19 protein-coding genes are annotated in these 23,945 nt (G+C 37.9%); 11 read left to right on the top strand and 8 right to left on the bottom strand.

Annotated features, from left to right (window positions below):
- The first annotated feature begins 89 nt into the window (after positions 1 to 89).
- Entirely contained in the window at positions 90 to 1,274 is a 1,185-nt protein-coding gene (locus ASU31_RS02325) for a class I SAM-dependent rRNA methyltransferase (RefSeq protein WP_057930767.1), read from the top strand.
- 111 nt (positions 1,275 to 1,385) lie between these two features.
- On the opposite strand, the gene ASU31_RS02320 is transcribed toward ASU31_RS02325, so the two are convergent.
- The 4 genes from ASU31_RS02320 to ASU31_RS02305 form a co-directional block, all read right to left on the bottom strand.
- Positions 1,386 to 1,820 (bottom strand): carboxymuconolactone decarboxylase family protein, encoded by a 435-nt coding sequence (locus ASU31_RS02320; RefSeq protein WP_057930766.1) that lies wholly within the window; start codon positions 1,818 to 1,820, stop codon positions 1,386 to 1,388.
- A 266-nt stretch (positions 1,821 to 2,086) separates the two neighbouring features.
- A complete protein-coding gene (locus ASU31_RS02315) occupies positions 2,087 to 2,656 on the bottom strand; it encodes a Crp/Fnr family transcriptional regulator (RefSeq protein WP_057930765.1) in 570 nt (189 codons plus the stop codon).
- A 95-nt stretch (positions 2,657 to 2,751) separates the two neighbouring features.
- Positions 2,752 to 3,525: a GLPGLI family protein gene (locus ASU31_RS02310; RefSeq protein WP_057930764.1), complete on the bottom strand. Its 774-nt coding sequence runs from the start codon at positions 3,523 to 3,525 to the stop codon at positions 2,752 to 2,754.
- A gap of 72 nt (positions 3,526 to 3,597) precedes the next feature.
- On the bottom strand, positions 3,598 to 6,408 hold the full coding sequence (locus ASU31_RS02305; RefSeq protein WP_057930763.1) for an outer membrane beta-barrel protein: 2,811 nt from the start codon (positions 6,406 to 6,408) through the stop codon (positions 3,598 to 3,600).
- A 294-nt stretch (positions 6,409 to 6,702) separates the two neighbouring features.
- Here ASU31_RS02305 and ASU31_RS02300 point away from each other — a divergent pair, with 294 nt between their 5' ends.
- On the top strand, positions 6,703 to 7,344 hold the full coding sequence (locus ASU31_RS02300; RefSeq protein ID WP_057930762.1) for a GIN domain-containing protein: 642 nt from the start codon (positions 6,703 to 6,705) through the stop codon (positions 7,342 to 7,344).
- A gap of 180 nt (positions 7,345 to 7,524) precedes the next feature.
- Here the strand turns inward: ASU31_RS02300 and amaB are convergent, their stop codons facing one another.
- Positions 7,525 to 9,066, bottom strand: a complete 1,542-nt coding sequence (gene amaB / locus ASU31_RS02295) for an L-piperidine-6-carboxylate dehydrogenase (protein ID WP_057930761.1) — start codon at positions 9,064 to 9,066, stop codon at positions 7,525 to 7,527.
- Between the two features lie 212 nt (positions 9,067 to 9,278).
- On the opposite strand from amaB, the gene ASU31_RS02290 reads away from it, so the two are divergent.
- Both ASU31_RS02290 and ASU31_RS02285 read left to right on the top strand, forming a co-directional pair.
- On the top strand, positions 9,279 to 10,160 hold the full coding sequence (locus tag ASU31_RS02290) for a TraB/GumN family protein (protein WP_083505238.1): 882 nt from the start codon (positions 9,279 to 9,281) through the stop codon (positions 10,158 to 10,160).
- Positions 10,161 to 10,268: 108 nt separating this feature from the next.
- The gene (locus ASU31_RS02285; RefSeq protein WP_057930759.1) at positions 10,269 to 12,779 is read left to right on the top strand and encodes a M1 family aminopeptidase; all 2,511 of its coding nucleotides are present in this window, start codon (positions 10,269 to 10,271) and stop codon (positions 12,777 to 12,779) included.
- A 459-nt stretch (positions 12,780 to 13,238) separates the two neighbouring features.
- On the opposite strand, the gene ASU31_RS02275 is transcribed toward ASU31_RS02285, so the two are convergent.
- Positions 13,239 to 13,694 carry a nuclear transport factor 2 family protein gene (locus tag ASU31_RS02275; protein ID WP_057930757.1) on the bottom strand — a complete coding sequence of 152 codons (456 nt, stop codon included), beginning with the start codon at positions 13,692 to 13,694 and terminating at the stop codon, positions 13,239 to 13,241.
- A gap of 250 nt (positions 13,695 to 13,944) precedes the next feature.
- Here ASU31_RS02275 and ASU31_RS02270 point away from each other — a divergent pair, with 250 nt between their 5' ends.
- The 7 genes from ASU31_RS02270 (at position 13,945) to ASU31_RS02240 (ending at position 20,042) form a co-directional block, all read left to right on the top strand.
- On the top strand, positions 13,945 to 15,348 hold the full coding sequence (locus ASU31_RS02270; protein ID WP_057930756.1) for a tetratricopeptide repeat protein: 1,404 nt from the start codon (positions 13,945 to 13,947) through the stop codon (positions 15,346 to 15,348).
- 60 nt (positions 15,349 to 15,408) lie between these two features.
- Positions 15,409 to 16,176 (top strand): phosphosulfolactate synthase, encoded by a 768-nt coding sequence (locus ASU31_RS02265; RefSeq protein WP_057930755.1) that lies wholly within the window; start codon positions 15,409 to 15,411, stop codon positions 16,174 to 16,176.
- An 83-nt stretch (positions 16,177 to 16,259) separates the two neighbouring features.
- Complete coding sequence (locus ASU31_RS02260; RefSeq protein ID WP_057930754.1) at positions 16,260 to 17,003, top strand: shikimate dehydrogenase family protein; 744 nt, start codon at positions 16,260 to 16,262, stop codon at positions 17,001 to 17,003.
- Positions 17,004 to 17,058: 55 nt separating this feature from the next.
- A complete protein-coding gene (gene gldD / locus ASU31_RS02255; RefSeq protein WP_057930753.1) occupies positions 17,059 to 17,646 on the top strand; it encodes a gliding motility lipoprotein GldD in 588 nt (195 codons plus the stop codon).
- A 51-nt stretch (positions 17,647 to 17,697) separates the two neighbouring features.
- Positions 17,698 to 18,336, top strand: a complete 639-nt coding sequence (locus tag ASU31_RS02250; protein WP_057930752.1) for an MBL fold metallo-hydrolase — start codon at positions 17,698 to 17,700, stop codon at positions 18,334 to 18,336.
- An 88-nt stretch (positions 18,337 to 18,424) separates the two neighbouring features.
- Positions 18,425 to 19,660, top strand: coding sequence for an ABC transporter permease (locus ASU31_RS02245; protein WP_057930751.1), 1,236 nt, complete (start codon positions 18,425 to 18,427; stop codon positions 19,658 to 19,660).
- Position 19,661: 1 nt separating this feature from the next.
- Positions 19,662 to 20,042: a hypothetical protein gene (locus ASU31_RS02240; RefSeq protein ID WP_057930750.1), complete on the top strand. Its 381-nt coding sequence runs from the start codon at positions 19,662 to 19,664 to the stop codon at positions 20,040 to 20,042.
- 549 nt (positions 20,043 to 20,591) lie between these two features.
- On the opposite strand, the gene ASU31_RS02235 is transcribed toward ASU31_RS02240, so the two are convergent.
- Positions 20,592 to 22,265, bottom strand: coding sequence for a sodium/sugar symporter (locus ASU31_RS02235; RefSeq protein WP_057930749.1), 1,674 nt, complete (start codon positions 22,263 to 22,265; stop codon positions 20,592 to 20,594).
- A gap of 282 nt (positions 22,266 to 22,547) precedes the next feature.
- Complete coding sequence (xylA, locus tag ASU31_RS02230; protein ID WP_029274945.1) at positions 22,548 to 23,879, bottom strand: xylose isomerase; 1,332 nt, start codon at positions 23,877 to 23,879, stop codon at positions 22,548 to 22,550.
- Between the last annotated feature and the right edge of the window lie 66 nt (positions 23,880 to 23,945).

Raw genomic sequence — 23,945 nt, 5'->3', positions numbered from 1 at the left:
ACGTCTAATCCTCAACTCCAAACTTATCATCCGTCGCTTAGCGCCAAACGCTCTACGCCAAACTCCCTACAAATTATTACCTTTGCCCCATGGTAGAAATCACATTAAAAAAGGGCAAAGAAAAAGCGGCATTACAAAGACATCCATGGGTATTTTCGGGAGCATTGGAAAAAGTTAAGGGAAAACCTGAAGATGGTGATGTAGTAAAAGTTTTTGCTTTCGACAATGAATTTCTGGCCTATGGTTATTACAATAGCAATTCGCGTGTTGCCGTTCGTCTTTTAGAATGGGATGAAGCGCAAACTATTGATAACAGCTGGTACCAGAACCGCTTAAAACAGGCAATAGCTTCACGTCAGTTTATTTTAAGTGAACAGACCAATACCTGCCGACTGGTTTTTAGTGAAGCCGATTTCCTGCCAGGTTTAATTGTTGATCAATATGCTGATTTTCTTTCTCTTCAGATTTTAAGCTCTGGAATCGAAAAAGTGAAAGCAGAGATCGTAGAAATTTTAAAAACTGAATTAAATCCAAAAGGGATCTTTGATAAAAGTGACGCTACTGCCCGTACCCACGAAGGTTTACCTATCGAAAACGGACTGCTCTGGGGTGAAAACCCGCCAGAATTTTTGGAGGTAAAAGAAAATGGAATTATTTACCACATCAATATCGCAGAAGGACAAAAATCAGGATTTTATTGTGATCAGCGCGATAACAGAAATATTTTGGCAAGTTATACAAATGGGAAAAAAGTTTTAGACTGTTTCAGTTACAGCGGTGGATTTAGCTTAAATAGCTTGGCTAATGGTGCGGAAAGCATTACCAGTGTTGATAGTTCGGCTTTGGCTGTAGAAACACTAAAACAAAACGTAGCCTTAAACCAATTCGATGGAGATAAAGTAACAGCCATACAATCAGATGTAAATAAACAACTCCGGACTTTCAAAGAATCAGGAGAACTGTTTGATGTGATTGTGCTTGATCCACCTAAATATGCACCATCACGATCGGCATTAGACCGCGCGGCAAGAGCCTATAAAGATTTAAATCGCTTAGGCATGTTATTGTTAGAAAAAGGGGGCTTATTGGCTACTTTTTCTTGCTCAGGAGCAGTTGATATCGAAACTTTTAAACAGATTGTCGCCTGGGCAGCACTTGATGCTGGCAAAGAGGTTCAGATTATTAAACAATTCTGCCAACCAGAAGATCATCCGGTTCGGATTTCTTTTCCGGAAGGAGAATACTTAAAGGGATTATTGTTAAGGGTGCTATAAATTTATCCCCTACCGATCTACTTTAAAGCACAAAGACACAAAAGCACCAAGGTATTTTGAACATAACCAAGTGTTATTGTGTCTTTGTGATAAGCTGAAATCAGCATCTGGTTATCCAACCATCACTTTAGCGGTAATGGCCAGTCTGTTCCAGGCATTAATGGTAACTATAGCCATAATAATCTGTGCTAATTCCTGCTCGCTAAAAAAGCTTGCAGCTTTTTGATAAGTTGCATCAGAAACATGGTGGCTAATTAAGGTTACTTCTTCTGTTAAAGCTAAAACAGCTTCTTCTTGTGCCGTAAATAAGGTTGTTTCTCTCCAGGCATTTAATAAATACAGACGTTGTTCGGTTTCTCCTATTTTACGGGCATCGGTTGAGTGCATATTTAGGCAAAATGCACAGCCGTTAATTTGCGATGCACGCATTTTAATCAGTTCTAAAAGAATTGGATCTAGTTTGCTGGTTGATAAATATTTCTCTAAACCGTACATGGCTTGGTAAGCTGCAGGTTCTACTTTTGGGATATCAATTCTACTTTCCATTTTATTTGTTTTTTGATTACGATGTAAAGGTCTGCAACTTAACGGGCAAAAAACTTAATGTAGTTTAAGAAATGATTAGCTAACATAAAGAACACGTTTTTTTTGCCACGGAGGTACGGATTAACACGGAGTGTTTCCATGGTCTGTGTCCTCACAGATCATTTGTTTTCTTTTTCGATACCCGTATATATTTATCCGTCCTTTCTGTGTCTCGGTGGCCCACGTTAAATGAGACTAACACTGTGTGTTCTACGGTTAACAAAGCCCTATTTTTTAGCCCTGATTTTACTCAGAAATTCTGGTGTAAAGCCGAGATAAGAAGCCAGCATATACTGTGGCACGCGCTGTACAAATTCAGGGAATAAACTATTAAAATGGCGGTATCTTTCCTCTGCTGTTTGGCTGTACAGGAATTTTATTCTCCGCTGTGAAGCTTGATGGTTTTTTTGCAAGATTAACCTAAAGTACCTTTCCAGCTTAGGGAGTTTATGGAACATTTCATTATAATGATGATGTTCGATGGCAATCACCTCGGTGGTTTCTGCAGCCTGGATGTAAAATTCAGATTGCTCATGAAATAGAAAGCTGGTTAGATCGGTAATCCACCAGTTTTCGATGGCAAACTGTGTGGTCTGCTCAGCACCTTTTATGTCAATGAAATAAAGCCTCAGGCAGCCTTTAACAACAAAATAATTCGCTTTGCAGGTTTGTCCTTCTTCTAATAAAAAAGCCTTCTTTTTAACAGAAAAAGATTTGAGTAGCGACTCAAGCGTTTCTTGTTCATCGCTATTCAAATCTATAAATCTATTGATGTGGTTATAAAGTGCACTATACATTACTGATTTTTAATTAGACTAAAATAGGCATAACAATTAAAAATCAGCTCAACTAGTTTGTATAACTTATATAGGAAGCGGTGGAACATTTACCCTTACATATCCGCAGCTTTTAAAATATCGCTGGCATAATTACCCCAATCTTTTAAGGCGCCTTTTAATATTTCACTAAGCTGTTTTTTATTAACAGGTTTTCCTTTTGAGGGTATCTTAAGCTTTGCATCAGCTACTTCTATATCTTTTACTGTTGTGGCAAACCAGGTAATATGTTCGCGTGGCAATGCCACGCCTAATATCATGCCTGGCAGTCCGCTAAAAGTTTCTGGGCCTCCTGATACAGGAATACTTTCTGTGTAAAAAGCAACAACATAGATCGAATCCATAATAAGGGCATTTGCTCTACGGCAATCATAACCCGCAATAGTTCTAAATTCGTCAGTTATTTTCCAGTTTATCTTACGTGTAGAATCTTTTACCAGATAAGTTTCTTCGTAAACTGATTTTTGATTAATGCTAGTGGCAGTTTTTAAATTGGTTAAAATGATATTATTCTGTTTGGCAGAGGCAAAATTACTCGCCCAGCTGTTAGAAACACTTTCATCAGCCAGTGGGTTAAAGAAAGTCTGATCGTTTTTAAAAATAAGCTCGCTTTTTAAAGTTTTAAACTGCGGATTGTTTTTTTGGTACTGCTCTAGTGCCTGTGCACTCCAAAAATTGTCAGGATATCGTTTTGCCTGGTCTTTAAGCAGCGCATATATGTTTATCTTTTTTTCAAACTCAATAGTACCTTGGGTTACAAACCTTGCGTTTTGTGCCATTGCATAATTTATAGTGCAAATAAGCATCAATATGGCGTATTTTAATTTCATTTATATGTTTTTAATAAATCTTATTTTATAATATTTTCAAAAATAATGAGGTGTGGCATTAATGATTATAAATTATTTTTGAGGTGTACCTCCACCCATTTTATTAAAATCCCACACCAAAGAAAACATAAAGTAACGGCTGATATTGTTGTAATTGGTTTGGGTAATGATGTTGGAATATGCATATCTTCTAAAACCTCGGTTTTGATTAAATAAGTCATTTCCTTGTATGGTGAACTTCAGATCTTCCTTTTTGAAAAAGGATTTTGTAATCGAAGCATTGATTATGATCTGTTCAAAACTGGTGTCAAATGCCTGTGATTTTGGCGTATAAGTATACTCACCATCAGCGCGAAATTTAATTTTCTTTGGCAAAGTAAAGCTCATTCCTCCATAACCCTGCCATCCCCATCCTTTATTAGGACGGTCTTTCTGTAAAGAAGCTATCTGCGCATTATAGCTCGGCCCGAAATTAATATAGAGCTCACTTTTGTCTTTATATCTATTAATATCCAACGAAGGGCTAAAGCGGGTGGTTGTTACTCGGTTTAATTCAACCTCGTTACTGAGCTGACTTTTAACATAGCTATAACTGGTATTGCCACCAGCATTTAAATTTAGACCGATACTGGAGTCGAATAAAAATTTCAGCTTTCTACCAATGCTACTATATATATTATAATTAATAGGTGTTTTGTCTGATAAATTAACTGATTGGACAATTGTTTTACCTGAAGCATCTGTTTGAGTATTGCTTACAATAGCTTTGTTTACTAAACCGAAGCTAGCCCCTACATATATCGATTGTTGGCTTAAAACTTTGTAAGAATTATAGTTTACATTGAAACGGCTATCGAATGATGGAGCCAAATCTGGATTGCCCAAAGGTTGATATAATGGATTATCGTTTACTTTTACGGGCTGTAGTTGATTTACAGAGGGTTGAGTAGTATTTCCGTTATAACTGATACGGAAAGATTTTTGCGCAGAAAACTTATATTGATAGCTGGCTTGAGGTAGCCAGTTTACAAAGCTTCTTTTGTAACTTTGGCCCGAAAGCTGTTCTAACTGATCGAAATTTACAGCGCTCACTTTACTTCCAAAACTGATTGTTGTTTTCGGTTTTTTGTAATTAAAAATTGCTCCTCCCTGATTAATGTATTGAGTAGCTTTAAAATCGTTGCTAAATTCTGCATCTAATACATCGTAATTTCCTGGGCTTGATTGATTGAACGATTTACGGTTAGAACGGCTATCGTTGATCCCAAATCCATAATTTAAAACTAATGCAACTGATTTACTCAGAGGTTCATTATAGGTTAGGTTAGTGCTAAGAATAGAATTGCGTGTATTATTTGTTTTAAACTGATCTGTTACCTCACCTCCATTTTTTACACCAGATTCATCGAAATACTTCACATCTGAATATAAATAACCAGTACTATTTATTTGATTTAGTTTTTGACTAATGTTAACAGAGTAGTTACGGCCTAATTTTTTGAGTTTTTTGGTGTAAAAAGCAGAAATATTAAAGATTTGCTCTTTACCATCATTGCTGTTCGACTGATCATTGCTGTTTAACATAGAGTTGTTTCCTCTAAAGCCTTTACTGTTAGAGGTTGATGTATTGTCGCTATTTTTAAGCGTTCCATCAATTGAAACCTTAAGATTGCTTGTCGTATCTAATTTAATGGTATAAGTAGCGTCTAGTTTTTGTCTAAACACATTTCTGTCCGAATTTTCGTCAGTATTGGTATTGATAATCCCATCAGGTAAATTATTTTGGCTGATGGTATTCTTCGTTGTTTTAATACCTAAGGCACCCAACTTATAATTGGTATTAATGCTTTCCTTATCGCTGTTCCATTTGTTATCATAATGAGCTCCACCTGTCAATGCTCGTGGTATGCCTTCGCCATAATAACTACCGCTTTCAAGCTCGTCTCCTCCACCATAACTAAACCACATACTTCCATCATCACTCATCTGCATATTATCACTTCCAGCCCCCAGTTTATTATTATCTTGCCAACTTAATCCTGTTGTGCCATTGTTACCAGCAGTGCCATAAACAGAGAACTTTTGTTTGCCTTTAAAACGGTTAAACAATACCTGTCCCTTGTAAAAATCATCAGTGCCGTAACCCGCATCAACCTTACCGAAAAACCCGGTTTTTTTATCTTCTTTTAACTTAATATTAATGGTCTGTGTTTTCTGCCCGTCATCAACTCCGGTAAATGCTGCCTGATCACTAGATTTTTCATAAAGCTGTACTTTATCAACCATATCTGCTCTCAAATTTTTAGTTACCAATGTTGGGTCGTCTCCAAAAAATTCTTCACCATCTACTAATACTTTCGGAACAGTTTTACCTTGAGCGGTGATTTTCCCGTCTTTATCCACTTGTATACCAGGTAGTTTTTTTAACAAATCTTCTACTTTGTCATTTGGCTGTATACTATAACTTGAAGCATTGAATTCAGTGGTATCACCCTTAATTTTAATAGCAGTTCTTTCTCCTTTAATAATTACATCGGCAAGAATTTTGGCCATCCCTGTAAGATTAATCTTTCCATAATCTTTAACCTGAGTGGTAGAATCGAGCGTAAAATGATCTACAAAATCTGCATACTTAGGGTAAGAAACCAACAAGATAAACTTCCCGTTTTTAATTCCGCTAAGCTCGAATGAGCCATTTTCTGCTGCCCGGGTAAATTTTACCAATGTAGAATCTTTTGCATTTAAGACTGCGATAGAAGTTCCAGATAAAAGCGTTGTCGATGCAGTATCAATCGTTCGGCCTTTAATGGTATGGAGGCTCTGTGCTTTTGAATAGGATGTCATAAAAACAAAAAGGCACAGCGAGAGTAATAGGCGTTTCATAGATAAGATTTGGTTTTGTTTGCCGAATATAAAACTAATATGTTAGTTGTGCATAATGCTTTAACCTTTTTTAACATTATTGCCTAATACTCAATTCATTTTAATCTTTCGGGTTTTACAACAAATCGTTTTTCATATAGGTTAATTAGGCGTTCGTCTATAAATACAAGCTCATGGTATAATTGCCGCTAACTCGCTGAAACGTTTTTGATAAACCGCAGTCTCAATTACAAAACCACCTAATAATTAGGGATTTAAAACAAAATATTTATCACAACATAAAATATTAAAGTCATGAGAACTTCTATTAAAAATTTATTCGCAGCTGCATTAGTAATGGTTACTTTAAGTAGCGCAACAGTAGTAGCAAACGCTACAGAAAACAACGCAAATTATACTGCGATAACCCAGGTTAAAAATATCGGTAAAATTGTAGTAACCGGAAACGTTAAATTGATCCTTGTTCAGGATGCCAAAGAAAGTGTTGAAGTTTATGATCAATATTATACCAAAAATGCCTTGGTACAACAGCAGGGAGGAGAGCTTAGAATCAGCTCTTTTGATAAAAATACCTTAACTGTAATTGCACACGTAAATAATTTAACTGCCATTGAAGCATCAAATACAGCAACGGTAAGTACCGCAGGAAACTTTAACCTGATAAACTTAAATGTTGTTTTAAACGACAAAGCATCAGCAGATATAACGGCCAATATCGTTAACCTATCAACTACAGTTAAAGATACTGCATCATTAAAATTAACAGGTTCTTCTGAAATACATTCGGCATTAATTGGATCGGGTTCTGAAATTAAAATGGGCGATTTTACTGCTCAGGAAAGCATAATCAAAGTAGCAGATAAACCAATTTTAGCCAACAACAATAAATCACGCTATGATGATTTGCAGATAGATTTATTAGAAAGAATATTCTAATCCTCCATCATATATTTTACCACAAAAGCGCTGAATTTAAGTTCAGCGCCTTTTTTATTTTAAAAGATGGTCCTCGTTTGTAACGAGGATCCACGAGGTCTGCACTTGTAATGCAGGTAAGAAATCTGATTGCGATAAAATCGCTTTTCTCCTGCATCCTCGTTACAAAGGAGGACGATTTTACAAATCAAATTTTATCCCCTGTGCTAAAGGTAGCGTGTTCGAATAATTGATGGTATTGGTTTGTCTGCGCATATAAGCTCTCCATGCATCAGATCCGCTTTCCCTGCCACCACCTGTTTCTTTTTCGCCGCCAAAAGCACCGCCAATTTCTGCGCCTGAAGTACCGATATTTACATTGGCTATGCCGCAGTCAGAACCTTTAGCTGATAAGAACTGCTCTGCTTCTCTTAAATTCAAAGTCATAATGGCCGATGATAATCCTTGTGGAACGGCGTTTTGCAAAGCGATGGCTTCATCCAATGTTTTGTATTTTATCAGATATAAAATGGGTGCAAATGTTTCGTGCTGAACAATCTTAAAATCATTCTGAACTTCGGCAATACATGGTTTTACGTAACACCCGCTTGTATAGGCATCGCCCGATAAAACGCCCCCCTCTACCACAAAATTGCCACCCTCTTCCTTACATTTTGCAATGGAATCTAAGTATGCAGCAACCGCATCCGTATCAATCAGTGGGCCTACATGGTTATTTTGATCTAAGGGATCGCCAATACGCAATTGTCCGTAAGCTTTAACCAGTTTAGCGGTAAAAGCATCATATACACTTTCGTGGATAATTAGCCTCCTGGTAGAAGTGCAACGCTGGCCAGCGGTACCAACAGCACCGAATACTGCACCGATTAAACTCATATCCAAATCAGCATGTTCTGAAATAATAATGGCGTTATTACCGCCAAGTTCAAGCAAGCTTTTTCCCAATCTCGAGCCAACTGCAGCCCCAACCGCTTTACCCATACGCGTCGATCCGGTGGCAGAAATTAAAGGAATGCGTCCATCATTTGTCATGAGTTCGCCAACTTCCCTATCGCCTAAAACCAGGTTACAAACCCCTTCGGCTATATCATTATCTTTAAAAACCTTTGAGATAATATGTTGACAGGCTATTGCGGTCAGCGGTGTTTTTTCTGATGGTTTCCAGATGCAAACATTACCACAAACCAATGCCAAAGCAGTATTCCAGCTCCAAACCGCTACAGGAAAATTAAATGCAGAAATAATACCTACAATCCCTAACGGATGCCATTGTTCGTACATGCGGTGGCTTGGGCGTTCGCTGTGCATGGTTAAACCATAAAGCTGGCGCGATAAACCCACTGCAAAATCGCAGATATCGATCATTTCCTGTACTTCACCAAATCCTTCCTGTAAACTTTTCCCCATCTCGTAAGAAACCAAGGTGCCTAACGCATCTTTATTTTCACGTAACGCATCACCAAACTGGCGCACAATTTCTCCTCTTTTTGGAGCCGGAACCATACGCCAGGCTGTAAATGCTTCCTGCGCTTTATGTACAACAGCATCATAATCTGTAGCACTAGCAACCTTGGCCGAAGCAATCAGCTTGCCATCAACAGGAGAAAAACTTTCTAATGTCTTTGCATTAAGTTCTCCGCCCCAATTGCTGCCCGTACTATAAGCGGCATTGCTTGTTTTAATGCCCAGTTTGTTTAAAATGGATTGAATATCTGTAGTCATATATCTAACGATTTACACAAAAAAACAAAAAATTAACAGAAAGGAGGTCAAATTCTGGTCTTTAAATTATTTCCATAATCAATATCTTCCTTTAAGCAGAACCGGGTGTTAAATAAGGCTATAGATTTGTGTTTTTTGCTTTGCAATATAAATAGCGTAGTTTTCCAAAAAAATAATGATATCAAATTAGACTTCAGTTATTATAAAATAGAATGATGAAAATAAAATTATTGTTCGTTGCTTTTTTAGGGTTTAGTATTACCCTTTCGGCACAAACAAAAAAGGCAACTAACTCACTTTTGTGGGAAATTTCTGGTAACGGATTAAAAAAACCATCTTATTTATTTGGTACACACCATCTAATACCTGCAAAATTTGCTGATACCATGAAGGTTTTGCAAGAGAAATTGCAATCGGCCGATGCGGTAGTAGGCGAGATTGTAATGGATAGTACCATGCAAAAGAAAATGGCGCCGTTTTTAATGATGAAAGACAACACACTCGATAGCTTATTAACCAAAGCAGAATTTAAAGAGGTGGAAGATTACTTCAAAACCAAACAACCGGGATTTGAATTAAAGCACCTAAATAACTTTAAACCAGCAATGGTATCGCTAATGATCATGCTTTTTGATAATCCGGATATGTTAAAAGATGTAGGCGAAGGAATAGATAATAGTTTCCAGGCATACGCCAAAAAAAATGCTAAATCTTTATATGGATTAGAAACTGCTGAATATCAGGGGGCACTTTTATTTGATGGCGATTTGCAGAAGCAAAAAAAAGCGCTCTTAAAATCGATCAGGGAAATAGTTAAAAGCAAGCAAAAAATGCAGGAATTGAAAACTTATTATCTTACACAGGACATAGATAAATTAACCGATCTCTTTAAAATTCAGGATGAAGAAAACAAAGAATTTATAACCGAACTCTTAAAAAACCGGAATAAAAGATGGTTAGATCAATTGCCTGCCATGATGCAAAACCAGTCGCTGTTTATAGCGGTCGGAGCAGGTCATTTAGTGGGTGCTGAAGGTTTAATAAAAGGGTTACAGCTTAAAGGTTACATTTTAAAGCCCGTAGCAACTAATTAAATATTTCATTGCGTTTGTAAAAAACAAAAGAAAGGGAGCTACATTTGCGTTTTTACTTTAGCACAAACATCAGTGTTTAAAGTAAAACTAATTTGTAAAAACATAAAAATGAATAAAAAAAATATTGCCTGTGGGGTGATGCTGGCTTCTGCCTTTATGGCTAATCCACTTTTTGCACAGGAACAGCCCGTAGAAAAATCGAACAACTTAAATGTTTACCGTGTAACTGCAACTAAAATTAACGATCTGGTACATACCAAACTCGATGTATCTTTTGATTATGCAAAGCGATACCTATACGGTAAAGAATGGGTTACTTTAAAGCCTCATTTTTATGCTACCGACTCTTTAACCCTCGATGCGCAGGGAATGGACATTAAAACCGTTGCATTAGTTGGTGCAAAAGGAAATACCCCGCTTAAATATGTTTATAACGATAATAAGCTGTATATCACCCTAAATAAAAAGTACACCAATACCGAAAAGTACACAGTGTATATTGCTTACACCGCTAAACCCGATGAATTGAAAGTAAAGGGGAGTGCGGCCATAACCGATGCTAAAGGTTTATATTTTATCAACCCAGATGGTACTGATAAAAATAAACCAACACAGATCTGGACCCAGGGCGAAACAGAATCGTCTTCGGCATGGTTTCCAACAATAGATAAACCTGATCAGAAAACTACTGAAGAGATTTCGATGACGGTAAAATCGAAATATACTACACTTTCTAACGGAAAATTCGTGAGTCAGAAAGCCAATGCAGATGGAACAAGAACCGATACCTGGAAGATGGATCTGCCACATTCGCCATATTTATTTATGATGGCTGTGGGTGAGTTTAAAATCACAAAAGATACCTATAAAGGTAAGGAAGTAAGTTATTATCTCGAACCAAAATTTGCGCCTTACGCCAGGCAGATTTTTGGTAAAACCCCTGATATGATCCAGTTTTACAGCAACCTGTTAGGAGTAGATTATCCATGGAACAAATATGCGCAGGTGGTAGCCAGAGACTATGTTTCGGGCGCAATGGAAAATACTACGGCTACTTTACATGGCGAGCAGGTACAAAAAACAGATCGTGAGTTATTGGATGAAAATGAAGAAGGAACCATTGCACATGAACTTTTTCATCAATGGTTTGGCGATTATGTAACCGCAGAGTCGTGGTCTAACTTAACCATGAACGAATCTTTTGCCACCTTTGGCGAGGTTATCTGGCATGGACATGATGAAGGGCAGGATGCGGAAGATAAATCGCGTTACAGTAAACTGCAGTCCTATTTAGGATCAACCAAAAAAGGTGAAAGCCCTGTTTTGGCACGTTTTTATTATGGCGACAAGGAAGATATGTTCGATGACATCAGCTACGCTAAAGGATCGATTATTTTATATGCCCTAAAAAATCAAATGGGCGATGCCGCTTTTTACAAATCGCTTAACCGCTACCTCACCACCAATGCCTTTAAAAATGGCGAAACACATCAATTGCGTTTGGCTATGGAAGAGGTTACCGGAAAAGACTGGAGCCCTTATTTTAACCAGTGGTATTACAATGGTGGCCATCCGGTTTTAAGTATCGATTATGGTTACGAAAACGGCAAGGCAACAATTAAAGTTAAACAAACACAGGATTCGAGCGTACAGATCTTTACGCTGCCGATCAAAATTGATATTTATGCTGGAGGCAAAAAAATCAGAAAAGAAATCCTGATCAATAGCCGAGAGCAGAATTTTAGTTTCGTGGTGAGTGCTAAACCCGATTTAATCGATTTTGATGTAGATAAAATTTTAGTTGGCGAAACGAACGACAATAAAACTGCTGAAAACTACTATTTTCAATACAAAAATGCGCCTAGTTATGCCAATAGAATTGAAGCCCTGCAATTTATTATGCAGAGCAAAGCCAAAAGCGGCCAGCTGGTGTTGCTGGAAGGTTTAAAGGATAAATCTGCAGATTTACGCGCTTTAAGCATTGATGGCATTAACCTGGACGATGCTCAGATTAAAGCAGTAGCTTTACCGATTTTACTTCAGATTGCTAAAGCAGATAAAAATACCGAAGCAAGATCAGCTGCAGTTGTGAAATTAGCCGAAACTGGCGATCAGGCTTATAAAACTTTAATGTTAGAAAGTTTAAAAGATAGGTCGTACAAGGTAATTGCTGCCGGTGTTGATGGTTTGGCCAAACTGGCCCCACAAGAGAGCATTGCTACTTTAGCATCGTTAGATGAAGATACGAAAGCACATATTGCACCTTCTATCGCAACGTTATATATTAACGAACCAAAAGATGAGTATCAGGCATTTTATGATAACATTATGCTTACAGGTGATAGGAATAAGGTTTTTGCAGTAGTTGGCCAGTATTTTCAGTACCTGAGAGCCAACAATAATCCTGTAGTTACCGAAAAAGGTATTATGAACATTGCTGGCGCCATTGAAAGATTAAAATTACAATCTTATTTAAATAAGCAACTTTCAGGAGCCTACACTGCAGCTGCTCAGGCTAAAACACAACAGGCTGCTGCAGTAAGCGGAGAGGCTAAAACAAAGCTGAGCAAACAGGCCGAATTATTTAAAAAAGGCGCAGCTGATCTGGGAAAAGAATAAATAGTAAATCACATATAGAAAAGAGCTGGCCTGGAGACATCGCCGGCTCTTTCTTTTCCCAATCCTGCCTAACAATAATCAAGCTACAGGTTTTGCTTTCCAAAAAAATAAACATGAAATATAGAATTGAAAACCAATTTACATAGAGTAGCATTATTTAGAGATTTTGGAAATGAACAGTTCTGTGCCTTTGGGAGGCGATAGTCCTGCTATCCCTGCAAGTCCTCACTCATGCTTCGCTCCGGGCTTTCCGTTCTATCAGGTTTATGAACATCGAGTAGTGCATCTTGGCCAATGCAACCCCAAATAGCAGCACAAACCTGCGTAACTAAACGGGATTGCAGTGGCAGCTCGCGATTTTCCTTCAAAATCGGGACTATAACGAAAAGCCCGATTAACATTAAAATGTGCTACAAGCTCTGCTTTCCAAAAAACAATAATACTTATCCGTAAAAATCACTAATTGCACTTATCCTTTCTCCTGGTGTCGATTATATAAACAATTTGCCAGTCCCCGTCTCCCTTTACCAACTGAAAGGAATTAACCCCACAATGGCTAAATTTTTCGCCCAGATAAAATTTATAGTCTGTCCAAACAGAAGCCAAAGGACCATCGATTAATATTTTCGTAAAAACAATACGCTCATCATATTTTTCCTGGTGTGAGGTACCGATAAATTTGATAAAGTCGTTAACCGATTCCGTGCGTATATTCACTTTACCTTCTTTGTTCGTAATGGTTTGCATAATAGCTGTTGGTGCAAAGGCAGCTCTGGTTAAAGTGCTGTCTCCATCTTTCATACCTGCAAAAAGATTGTTTATGGTTTTTTTGATGGCGCTTTCTTCATCGCTTTGTGCAAAGGTATTTGTAGCAAAGCCTAGTAAAAACAGGGCAAAAATGACTAATCCTTTCATGACTTCTTAATTACGTATATACCATAAATTTATAGTATTTTTGTCAAAGAAGGGAAAAGGAACCGCGATGTTGCAAAAAATCTATAGATTATCCACACATCTTAATCACAGTCAATACGCTTTATAGTCAGCCATTTACGCTGTTTTAACCGATTGATGTTAATAATTATTTTAAAAACGGATAATTAAAACTTGTAAACTTATAATGTGTTTTTCTGCTAATTGGCACGGTTCTTTAATAGTATAATATATGGAAGAAGAATTCTTTTTTGAATCCAACGAAGATGCACAACGCTCGGTAGAACGTTACGAAGAAATGCTCCGTAACCAGGATCAGTATTTCTTCGATGCAGGGGCATTCGAATACATTGTAGATTTCTACATTGAGAAAAATGATCCGGTCAAAGCTTTGCAGGTTGTTGATTTTGCAATCAGTCAGCACCCTTATGCAACAGTGTTTTTAATCAAACAAGCTCATCTTTACATTTTAACCAACAACCACGAAAAGGCTTTTATTGCTTTGCAAAAGGCTGAGCTTTTAGAACCGTCAGAACCAGATATTTATTTGCTCCGCGGTAATATTTTTCAAAATACCGAACGTTTTGACGAGGCTTTGGAAAATTATGAAAAAGCTTTGGGACTGGCCGAGAGTACTGATGAGATTTTATTACAGATGGCTTATGTTTACCAGAGCATGAGTGATTATGAAAGCGCCATTACCTATATTAAGCTCAGTTTAGAGCAGAATATGGAGAACCAGGATGGTTTATATGAGCTGGCTTTCTGTTACGATGTGTTAGATAAACAGGAAGAAAGTATTAAGTTTTATCAGCAATACATCGATACCGATCCGTATTCATATGCGGCATGGTATAATTTGGGCAATAGTTTCCATAAGCTGAACCTTTTTGAAAAAGCAATCGACGCTTACGATTATGCCATCCTGATCAAGGAAGATTTTAGCTCTGCGTATTTCAATAAAGGTAATGCGCTGGTTCAGCTCGATAAATATGATGAGGCGATAGATGTTTATAAACAGACTTTCGAATACGAACAGCCTAATGCCGATACCTATTGTGCCATTGGAGAATGTTACGAGAAACTGGAGAAAATGGACGAAGCCCGTTCTTACTACAAAAAATCGGTAAAAATGGATCCGAAAATGGCAGATGCATGGTTTGGGATCGGTGTTACGCTGAATTTTGAAGAACGTTATTTCGAATCGTTGCATTTTTATAAAAAAGCAATCGATTTAGAGGCTGAGAACCCTGATTTCTGGTTTGCCATGGCTGATGCTTATTATAAATTAGGCCAGATTGATGAATCGATCGAAGCTTACGAAAAGGTATTGGAGTTTAATCCTTTGGATATTGAAGCCTGGTTAGATTTTAGTACTGTGCTTTACGAGCAGGGAAAATTGCTGGAAGCATCAGAAACAATGGCAGAGGCGATTAAGAATAATCCGGAAGCAGCTGAACTGTATTACCGGATGGTAGCCTATCTTTTTGCCCAGGGGAATTATAGCGATGCACTGGGATATTTGGAAACGGCTTTAACAACCGACCCTGATAAACACTATATTTTATTTGAATATTTGCCACAATTGCAGGATAATAGTGCCATTTTGAACGTTATAAACAGATATATTAGGTAACGACCTTGTGAGAAAAATTTAACAAATAAATCTCAAAATTTTTTTCACTTTTGTACGCATATGAATTATCCATTATTAAACGTTCCCGAACGTCCAGCTAAACCACGCCAAAAAGGCTTAACAATGGTTATGGATAAGGGATTGAGCCTACGCCAGGTTGAAGATTTTATTGAAGTTGCCGGCGTACATACAGATATCGTAAAATTAGGTTGGGCAACATCACACGTAACACCAAACCTTAAAGAAAAATTAGCTTTATATAAAAGTGCAGGCATTCCTACCTATTTCGGAGGAACGTTATTTGAAGCCTTTATCATCCGTAACCAGTTTTCAGATTATCAACGTGTTTTAGATCAATACGGGATGGAATATGCAGAAGTTTCTGATGGTTCCATTGAAATTGAGCACGATAAAAAATGTGAGTTTATCCGTGAACTTTCTAAACAGGTAACCGTTATTTCTGAAGTAGGCAGTAAAGATGCCGCTAAAATATTTGCCCCATATAAGTGGATTAAATTAATGCAGGCTGAAATTGAGGCGGGATCGTGGAAAGTAATTGCCGAAGCACGCGAAGGTGGTAATGTAGGTATTTACCGTGGAAGCGGTGAAGTACGTGAAGGATTGGTTGATGAAATTTTAACCCAGATTCCTGAAGAAACCATTATTTGGGAAGCACCTCAAAAAGAACAGCAAGTTTGGTTTATTAAATTAATCGGTAGCAATGTAAACCTTGGTAATATTGCCCCGGCAGAAGTAATTCCTTTAGAAACCATTCGTTTAGGTTTACGGGGAGATACTTTTGATTATTTCCTGAATCAAACTAAATAACTCAACCCGCTATTGCGGGGTGCATAGTTAAATAAACCTTGCAGGTTTCTGAAACCTGTAAGGTTTGCTTTTTTATATAAATAATGAAAACATACGGCTTAATCGGATACCCACTTTCTCATTCTTTCTCGAAAAAATATTTCACGGAAAAATTTCAAAATGAGGGCATAAACGATCATCAATATGAGCTTTTTCCTATTGCCGATATTAAATCAATGCCCGATCTGCTAAGTGAAAATCCGTCACTTTGTGGGCTTAATGTTACGATTCCGCATAAAGTTAACGTGCTTTGTTATTTAAACGAAGTAGATGAAGCTGCAGAAAAAATTGGGGCCGTAAATTGTATTTCGATCAAAAGTTTTGAAGATGCAACCTATTTAAAAGGCTACAATACCGATGCGTATGGCTTTGAAGAGTCGCTAAAGCCATTATTAGGGCCGCAACATACAAAGGCACTTGTTTTTGGCGATGGTGGGGCGGCGAAAGCGGTAAAGTATGTTTTAGAAAAATTAAATATCCAATATCAGGTTGTGGTACGAACGACTGTTCAGGGTGCTATTCTATATTCGGAAATTACACCAGAGATTTTAGCCTCGCACCAGTTATTGATCAATACCACCCCCCTGGGGATGTCGCCAAATGTGGATACCTTTCCTGAAATTGATTATAGTTTAGTTGGGCCAGGGTATTTAGCTTACGATTTAGTGTACAATCCGCTAGAGACGGTATTTTTGGCTAAAGCTGCCGAGCGTGGTGCAACGATTAAAAACGGTTTGGAAATGCTGTACAAGCAAGCAGAAAAAGCTTGGGCAATCTGGAATAAATAATTTAACCTATCGTCAAAGCAAGGAGGAACGACGACGCAATCTTTGATAAAATGTTATGAAACTAAAACAACTGATCTGCCTTCCCTTTGTACTGCTTTTGTTTATAACAGCTTGTCAGAACCACGATTATAGCCCAAAGCCAAAAGCTTATTACAGGATAGTATTTCCAAAAAAAATTTATACTGCATTTACCAAGCCTGTCCCTTTTACTTTCAAATACCCAACTTATGCTGCGGTAGAACAAGATCAGAGCCGCGATGCCCAAAAGAACTGGTACAATTTGCACTTTAAGCAGTTTAATGGCTTTTTGCATTTAACGTATTACGATGTTTCGGGTAAAGGCGAATATGATGAAATGGTAGAAGATGCCCGAAAACTGGCTTTTAAACATACGATAAAAGCCAGTGCAATTGATCAAAAGCTCATCAATTACCCCGATCATAAAGTTTACGGTATTTATTACGCCATTGAAGGGAATACCGCATCATCAGTCCAGTTTTTTTTAACCGATAGTGCTAAGCATTATTTTAGAGGGGCTTTATATTTTAATGAACGCCCACAATACGACTCTATTGAACCCGTTGTTAAATTTATTAAAAGGGATATCGATACCTTGATTTCTACCTTTAGGTGGAAAAATTAATTTATTATTTGTCATCCTGCTTTTGAAAGCAGGATTTTTTTCTAAAATTTTATGATTACAATAAAAACCTTCACGTTTAATGCCTATAGCGAAAATACCTATGTGCTTTATGATGAAACCAAAGAATGTGTCATTATCGATCCAGGGATGTACGAAGGTTTTGAGCAAAATGAATTGGCGGCTTTCATTAAAAATGAAGGGTTAAAACCGGTCTTATTGCTCAATACACATTGTCATCTCGATCATGTTTTCGGCAATAAATTTGTGTTCGAAACCTATGGCTTAAAACCACAGTTTCATCAGGGCGAACTGCCAATTTTAAATGCAGTTCCTGGTTATGCACCATCAATGGGCTTTACCCGTTATGATGTATCTCCTCTGCCCGATACCTTTTTGCCCGAAACAGGAACAATTTCTTTTGGTAGCAGTACACTGACCTTAATTTTTGCTCCGGGGCATTCGCCGGCACACCTGTGTTTTTACAGTGCGCCCGATCATATTTTAATAGGTGGCGATGTGCTTTTTTATGGCAGTATTGGCCGTACCGATCTGCCTGGAGGTAATCATCAGCAATTAATCCAAAACATTTCCGATAAACTTTTTGTCTTACCTGATGAAACCAAAGTTTATCCTGGCCATGGACCAGCCACGAGTATTGGTTTTGAAAAACAACATAACCCATTTTTTTAGCAGGATTAAAGGTTCATAATTGTTAAAGGGTTTACAACCTTAAGCCTTTTACCTTTAAACCCCCAACCTTTTATTTATCTTTGCCGCTGTGAATACATCGTTTTATATTGCCAAAAGGTATCTTTTTGCCAAAAAATCTACCAATGCCATTAACCTGATATCGGGCATATCGATGGTAGGTGTAATGGTTGGTAGTGCTGCATTGATTATTATCCTTTCGGTATTTAACGGTTTAGAAACAGTGGTATTGAATATGTTCGATACCATTACCCCACAAATTGCCATTACACCGGCTAAGGGGAAAACTTTTGATCCGAATACAACTTATTTTAGTGCGCTCAGAAAAAACAAAGATGTTGCCGCTTTTACCGAGGTGCTACAAGAAAATGCTTTATTAAAATACAACAACAAACAAGCTGTTGGAATGGTTAAAGGTGTAAGTTTAGACTATTTGAAAAACACCAAATTAGATAGTACCATAAAAGAAGGCCATTTTATACTGCACAACAGAAGTGGCGATAATGCGGTAATTGGTTCTGCCCTGCAGAGTTATCTGGCTGTAAATACTGTCGATCCCTTTACAGAATTGGAAATCTATTCGCCAAAGAAAGATATCGCTGCAAATAGCTTAAACCCAGCCGACGATTTTGTGGTAAAGAACATTCGGGTAAGTGGTGTTTTTGAAGTACAACAAGATTTCGATAATGGTATTATTGTGCCATTGAATTTTGCCCGCGAACTTTTAGGCGAAGAGAAAAATGTGTCTGCAATAGAGATCAATCTCCAGCCCGGAGTTGATGTAGACGATTTTCAAAAAGAGGTAATCGAAAAAGCTGGTAAAGATTATGAAGTCAGAAATCAGGCCCAGCAAAATAAATCACTTTACCACATTTTAAATACCGAAAAATGGGCGGTATATATTATTCTTACTTTTATCCTGATTATTGCTATATTTAATATCATAGGGTCGTTAACCATGTTAGTAATCGATAAAGTGAAGGATGTAGCCATTCTGAGCAGTTTAGGCGCAGGCAAGAAATTAATCAAACGTATATTTTTATTTGAGGGAATGATGATAACCATGTCTGGCTGTGTGCTGGGCTTAATTATCGGCCTCATATTTTATTATTTTCAGCACACTTATGGTTTTATCAAAATGGGTGATGAAGTAAATAAAACGCTGGTAAGCTCTTATCCAATCGGATTAAAATGGAAGGATTTTGTTTTAGTTTTTGTTACAGTAGGCATCTTCTCATTTTTGGCATCTGCTTTGTCATCCAATTTAAGTGTTAAAAAGATAGATCAAATTAATCAAACTATATAAAATGAAGTTATTTAAACAAGCAATTGTATTTGTTGTGCTCCTTGGCGTAGCCGCTACAGCTTGTAGAAACGATAAAGCCGAGGGAGAAAAAAGTAATCTGAAAACGGTTAAAGGTTTGTATAGTTTTGGCCCTGAAATGAAGTCTTTTACCTTATGTGAAGATGGACGTGAGTATTGGGTTAAAGACAGCGTAAAAAACTTAGAGCTCTCTTATAGTAATCTAGGGTTCGAAAAGCCTTACGAGCCAGTATATGTAGAATTAGAAGGTTATTTCGCGAAGTCTGATACCGCTACAGTTTCCCCTGATTTCGATTCTACCTTAGTGGTTATGAAAGTGCTTAAAATCAGTAAAGAAATACCTGACGGACCTTGTGCGCAGTAATTTATTCAAAACCTACAGGAGTCGTCATGCTGTCCCGAATTTTCGGGATCAAATGCCTTGGTTCGTGTCTCCACGAACTAAACCAATGGTAAAAGGAAATATCGTGTAACGATTGTTAGCCTTGCGATTTAAATATTTTTTTCTTGGAGCGCAATAGTTGTGCTTATCGGTTGCTGTAGCCCTGCTTTCCGTTACAAGTCCTCTCCCGATGAAAAATCGGGATGCGGGCTTTCACTTCAATCAGGGCTAATTAGGGCGTTTTTCTACAGCTATTAATGGTTTGGGTCTCATCGCGTAATTCGCTACGCCCTGCAGCCACAAATAGTTGCACCTTCTTAGCCACCTAAACCTGATCTGAGTGGTTCTGATCCTTTGCCGATAAATCGGCACTAAAATAGCATCCGAAAGAACGGAGAGCAGGACTGTCATTACCTAATATTGTATCTGTTTTCCAAAAGAATAGTATTACTATATTATCGGTTTCTGCTAAAACAAAAAAAGCTTTCCTGTTTCCAGAAAAGCTTTAGAAATATAATAAAAAGATGTCTACTACCAGTATATACTGTAAAGGGCTACCAATAAACCGATAATAATCAACGAACCAACAGCGAAACCTGTTGTGGTTTTGAACATTTTCGAATCAATTTCCAGTCCTTTTGGATTAACACCGTTTTTGTTTTCGAACAAGCTGATAATTACCATACCGATAATACAGAATACGAATACAATACCCATTCTATCTAAGAAAGGAATTTCGTAAATACCAGCATTTTTAACCGAGAAGCCCACTCCCGATAACCAGGAAAGATCGGTCCATGTTGGAAGAACCTTTAACAATAACGATAATCCGAAACCACCAATTGTTGCAAAAAGTGCTGCATTTGAGGTCGCCCTTTTCCAGAAGAAACCTAGAATGAACATGGCAAATATACCCGGAGAAACAAAACCTGTATACTCTTGGATATATTGGAACCCGCCTTTTTTATCGATACCTAAGTATGGTGCAATAATAACGCCCAATACCATGGCTACAACTACCGCAATTTTACCTGTAAAAACAAGGTTCTTTTCAGAAGCATCGGTTTTTAATACTTTTTTGTAAATATCTAGCGTAAAAATGGTTGCTATACTGTTTGCTTTACCGGCTAATGAGGCTACAACTGCTGCAGTTAATGCTGCAAACGATAAACCTTTTAATCCGGCAGGTAATAAGTTTAACAGTACCGGATAAGCACGGTCTGGATTAACAGATCCATCCTGCAGCATTTCCGATTGGAAAGCCCCATCTTTATACAGTACATAAGCCGCAATACCTGGCAATACCACAATAATTGGCATTAATAACTTTAAGAATGCAGCAAATAAAATACCCCCACGGGCAGTTTTTAAATCTGCACCTAAAGCACGTTGCGTGATGTATTGATTACAGCCCCAATAGTTAAGGTTTACAATCCACATACCACCTACTAATACGCTTAATCCCGGTAAATCAATATAATTTTCATTATCAGGTTTTAAGATCATATGGAAATGCTCTGATGCTTTTGAAGTCATCAGGCTATAACCTTCAAAAATACCTGAGGTTCCGTAGTGGGTAGAAACCAGGTTTAATGCCAGGTATGTTGTGGCCAAACCGCCCAGAATTAAGAAAAATACCTGAATAACATCAGTATAACCAATTACTTTCATTCCGCCCAGTGTAATTACGATGGCAAAAGCTGCAATGGCATACATACAGAAAGTCAAATCGAATCCAGAGATACTGCTAACAGCTAAAGCACCTAAATAAAGAATTGATGTTAAGTTTACCACTACGTACAACAATAGCCAGAACACTGCCATAATCATGGCAACGGTTCCGTTGTAGCGTTGGTGTAAAAACTGCGGCATTGTGGCGATCTTGTTTTTCAGGTAAACCGGAATAAAAAAAACAGCAACAATAACCAGGGTAAGGGCAGCCATCCATTCGTAAGTTGCAATTGCCAATCCCATCTTAAAGCCCGATCCGCTCATGCCGATAAACTGTTCTGCAGAAATATTCGATGCAATTAAAGATGCACCGATTGCCCACCACGTAAGTGAACCTTCAGCTAAGAAATAATCTTTTGAGCCTGTGGATGCGGATTTTTTCTTATTGTAGATGTACAGACCGTAAGCAGCCACAATAACGAAGTACACCGCAAATACAATGTAATCCTTCGTGTCCAATAAATTGTTTTTCATTAATATAATAGTGGTTATTTGGTTTAGAAACCTAAATGTAATAAAATCATAAATAATCTCTGCTTTTTTTTGAATTAAAAAGTGTTAAAGTAACGTTTATTAATTTGCACTGTTAAAAATTAACAGCTATTCTACTTTCCACACGCTACCGGACGGGTTAAATTAATGGTGGTCGCCCCGGTTCTCATTCATGGTCTGTGTCTCCACAGATTATTCTAATTAAATCAAATGCCGGTGGTCTGTGAGGACACAGACCACTGAGATTACATTTATAAAAATAAATTAAATATACCGGTTAATTAAGTTTTCCAGGTATTCTTGCTTTCCGCTGCGTACCTCTGGTTCGCCGTTTTCTGCAGCGTAATTTCTCAGATCTTCTAAACTTAGTTTGCCTTGTTCAAATTCGGCACCCTTTCCACTATCAAATGAAGCGTAGCGGTCGGTTCTTATTTTTTTGTAATCAGATTTTTGAAGAATGGCATCTGCAGTGATTAATGCCCTTGCGAAAATATCCATGCCACCAACGTGTGCATAGAACAGGTCTTTGGGATCTGTAGAGTTACGGCGGATTTTCGCATCGAAGTTTACACCTCCACCCTGTAAGCCACCACCTTCTAAAATGATTAACATAGTTTCTGTTAGCTCGTTAATATCGTTCGGGAACTGATCGGTATCCCAGCCATTTTGATAGTCGCCACGGTTTGCGTCGATAGAACCTAATAAACCATTATCTACTGCAACCTGTAATTCATGCTGGAAAGTATGGCCAGCCAAGGTAGCATGGTTAACTTCTAAGTTTAATTTGAAATCGGCCAATAGATCGTATTGTTGTAAAAAGCCTTTCACTGTTGCCGCATCGTAATCATATTGATGTTTAGAAGGCTCACATGGTTTCGGTTCGATGAAGAATGTTCCTTTGAAACCCTGTTTGCGCGCATAATCTTTAGCGGTATGTAAGAATTTTGCCAGGTGTTCCTGCTCGCGTTTCATGTTGGTGTTCAATAAACTCATATAGCCCTCTCTTCCTCCCCAGAACACATAATTTTCGCCACCAAGAGCAATGGTAGCATCTAAAGCTGCTTTAACCTGTGCAGCTCCGTGTGCCAGCACATGGAAATCGGGATTGGTAGATGCGCCATTCATATAGCGCTTATGGCTGAATAGATTGGCTGTTCCCCAAAGTAATTTTACGCCGCTATCTGCTTGTTTTTGCTTGGCATATTCAACAAGGGCCTGTAATCTGCGTTCGTTTTCGGCAATATCGTCGCTATAATCTACAACATCCACGTCGTGGAAACAATAATAAGGGATCTGCATTTTAGTGATAAATTCAAATGCCGCATCCATTTTGTCTTTTGCCCTTTCTACTGCATCTTTTTTTTCATCCCAAGGGAAAATGTGCGTTGCACCTCCAAACGGATCTGCACCATTGCCGTTAAATGAATGCCAATATGCACAGGCAAATTTAAAATGCTCGTTCATGGTTTTGCCGGCTACTACTTTGTTGGCATCGTACCATCTAAATGCTAATGGATTGTCACTTCCCAGGCCTTCAAACTTGATCTGCTCAATGCCTTTAAAAAATTCCTTTGCTCCTGTTACTACTTTTGTCATGTTTTTTTTGTTTTTTGGTTGATGGTCTGTTGGTCAATAGTTCATAGTCGGTCTCGCTATGGACGA

It is taken from the genome of Pedobacter ginsenosidimutans (assembly GCF_001442625.1).
In the GTDB taxonomy this organism is placed as follows: domain Bacteria; phylum Bacteroidota; class Bacteroidia; order Sphingobacteriales; family Sphingobacteriaceae; genus Pedobacter; species Pedobacter ginsenosidimutans.
The sequence above is the reverse complement of the archived record's forward strand: the minus strand, read 5'-3'. Positions and strand labels throughout refer to the sequence as shown.

Coding starts and splice junctions, on each gene's coding strand:
- ASU31_RS02305 (WP_057930763.1), bottom strand. CDS start 6,408: ATGAAACGCCTATTACTCTCGCTGTGCCTTTTTGTTTTTATGACATCC.
- xylA (WP_029274945.1), bottom strand. CDS start 23,879: ATGACAAAAGTAGTAACAGGAGCAAAGGAATTTTTTAAAGGCATTGAG.
- ASU31_RS02300 (WP_057930762.1), top strand. CDS start 6,703: ATGAGAACTTCTATTAAAAATTTATTCGCAGCTGCATTAGTAATGGTT.
- ASU31_RS02310 (WP_057930764.1), bottom strand. CDS start 3,525: ATGAAATTAAAATACGCCATATTGATGCTTATTTGCACTATAAATTAT.
- ASU31_RS02250 (WP_057930752.1), top strand. CDS start 17,698: ATGATTACAATAAAAACCTTCACGTTTAATGCCTATAGCGAAAATACC.
- ASU31_RS02315 (WP_057930765.1), bottom strand. CDS start 2,656: ATGTATAGTGCACTTTATAACCACATCAATAGATTTATAGATTTGAAT.
- ASU31_RS02325 (WP_057930767.1), top strand. CDS start 90: ATGGTAGAAATCACATTAAAAAAGGGCAAAGAAAAAGCGGCATTACAA.
- ASU31_RS02275 (WP_057930757.1), bottom strand. CDS start 13,694: ATGAAAGGATTAGTCATTTTTGCCCTGTTTTTACTAGGCTTTGCTACA.
- ASU31_RS02290 (WP_083505238.1), top strand. CDS start 9,279: ATGATGAAAATAAAATTATTGTTCGTTGCTTTTTTAGGGTTTAGTATT.
- amaB (WP_057930761.1), bottom strand. CDS start 9,066: ATGACTACAGATATTCAATCCATTTTAAACAAACTGGGCATTAAAACA.
- ASU31_RS02285 (WP_057930759.1), top strand. CDS start 10,269: ATGAATAAAAAAAATATTGCCTGTGGGGTGATGCTGGCTTCTGCCTTT.
- ASU31_RS02260 (WP_057930754.1), top strand. CDS start 16,260: ATGAAAACATACGGCTTAATCGGATACCCACTTTCTCATTCTTTCTCG.
- ASU31_RS02235 (WP_057930749.1), bottom strand. CDS start 22,265: ATGAAAAACAATTTATTGGACACGAAGGATTACATTGTATTTGCGGTG.
- ASU31_RS02320 (WP_057930766.1), bottom strand. CDS start 1,820: ATGGAAAGTAGAATTGATATCCCAAAAGTAGAACCTGCAGCTTACCAA.
- ASU31_RS02240 (WP_057930750.1), top strand. CDS start 19,662: ATGAAGTTATTTAAACAAGCAATTGTATTTGTTGTGCTCCTTGGCGTA.
- ASU31_RS02270 (WP_057930756.1), top strand. CDS start 13,945: ATGGAAGAAGAATTCTTTTTTGAATCCAACGAAGATGCACAACGCTCG.
- ASU31_RS02265 (WP_057930755.1), top strand. CDS start 15,409: ATGAATTATCCATTATTAAACGTTCCCGAACGTCCAGCTAAACCACGC.
- gldD (WP_057930753.1), top strand. CDS start 17,059: ATGAAACTAAAACAACTGATCTGCCTTCCCTTTGTACTGCTTTTGTTT.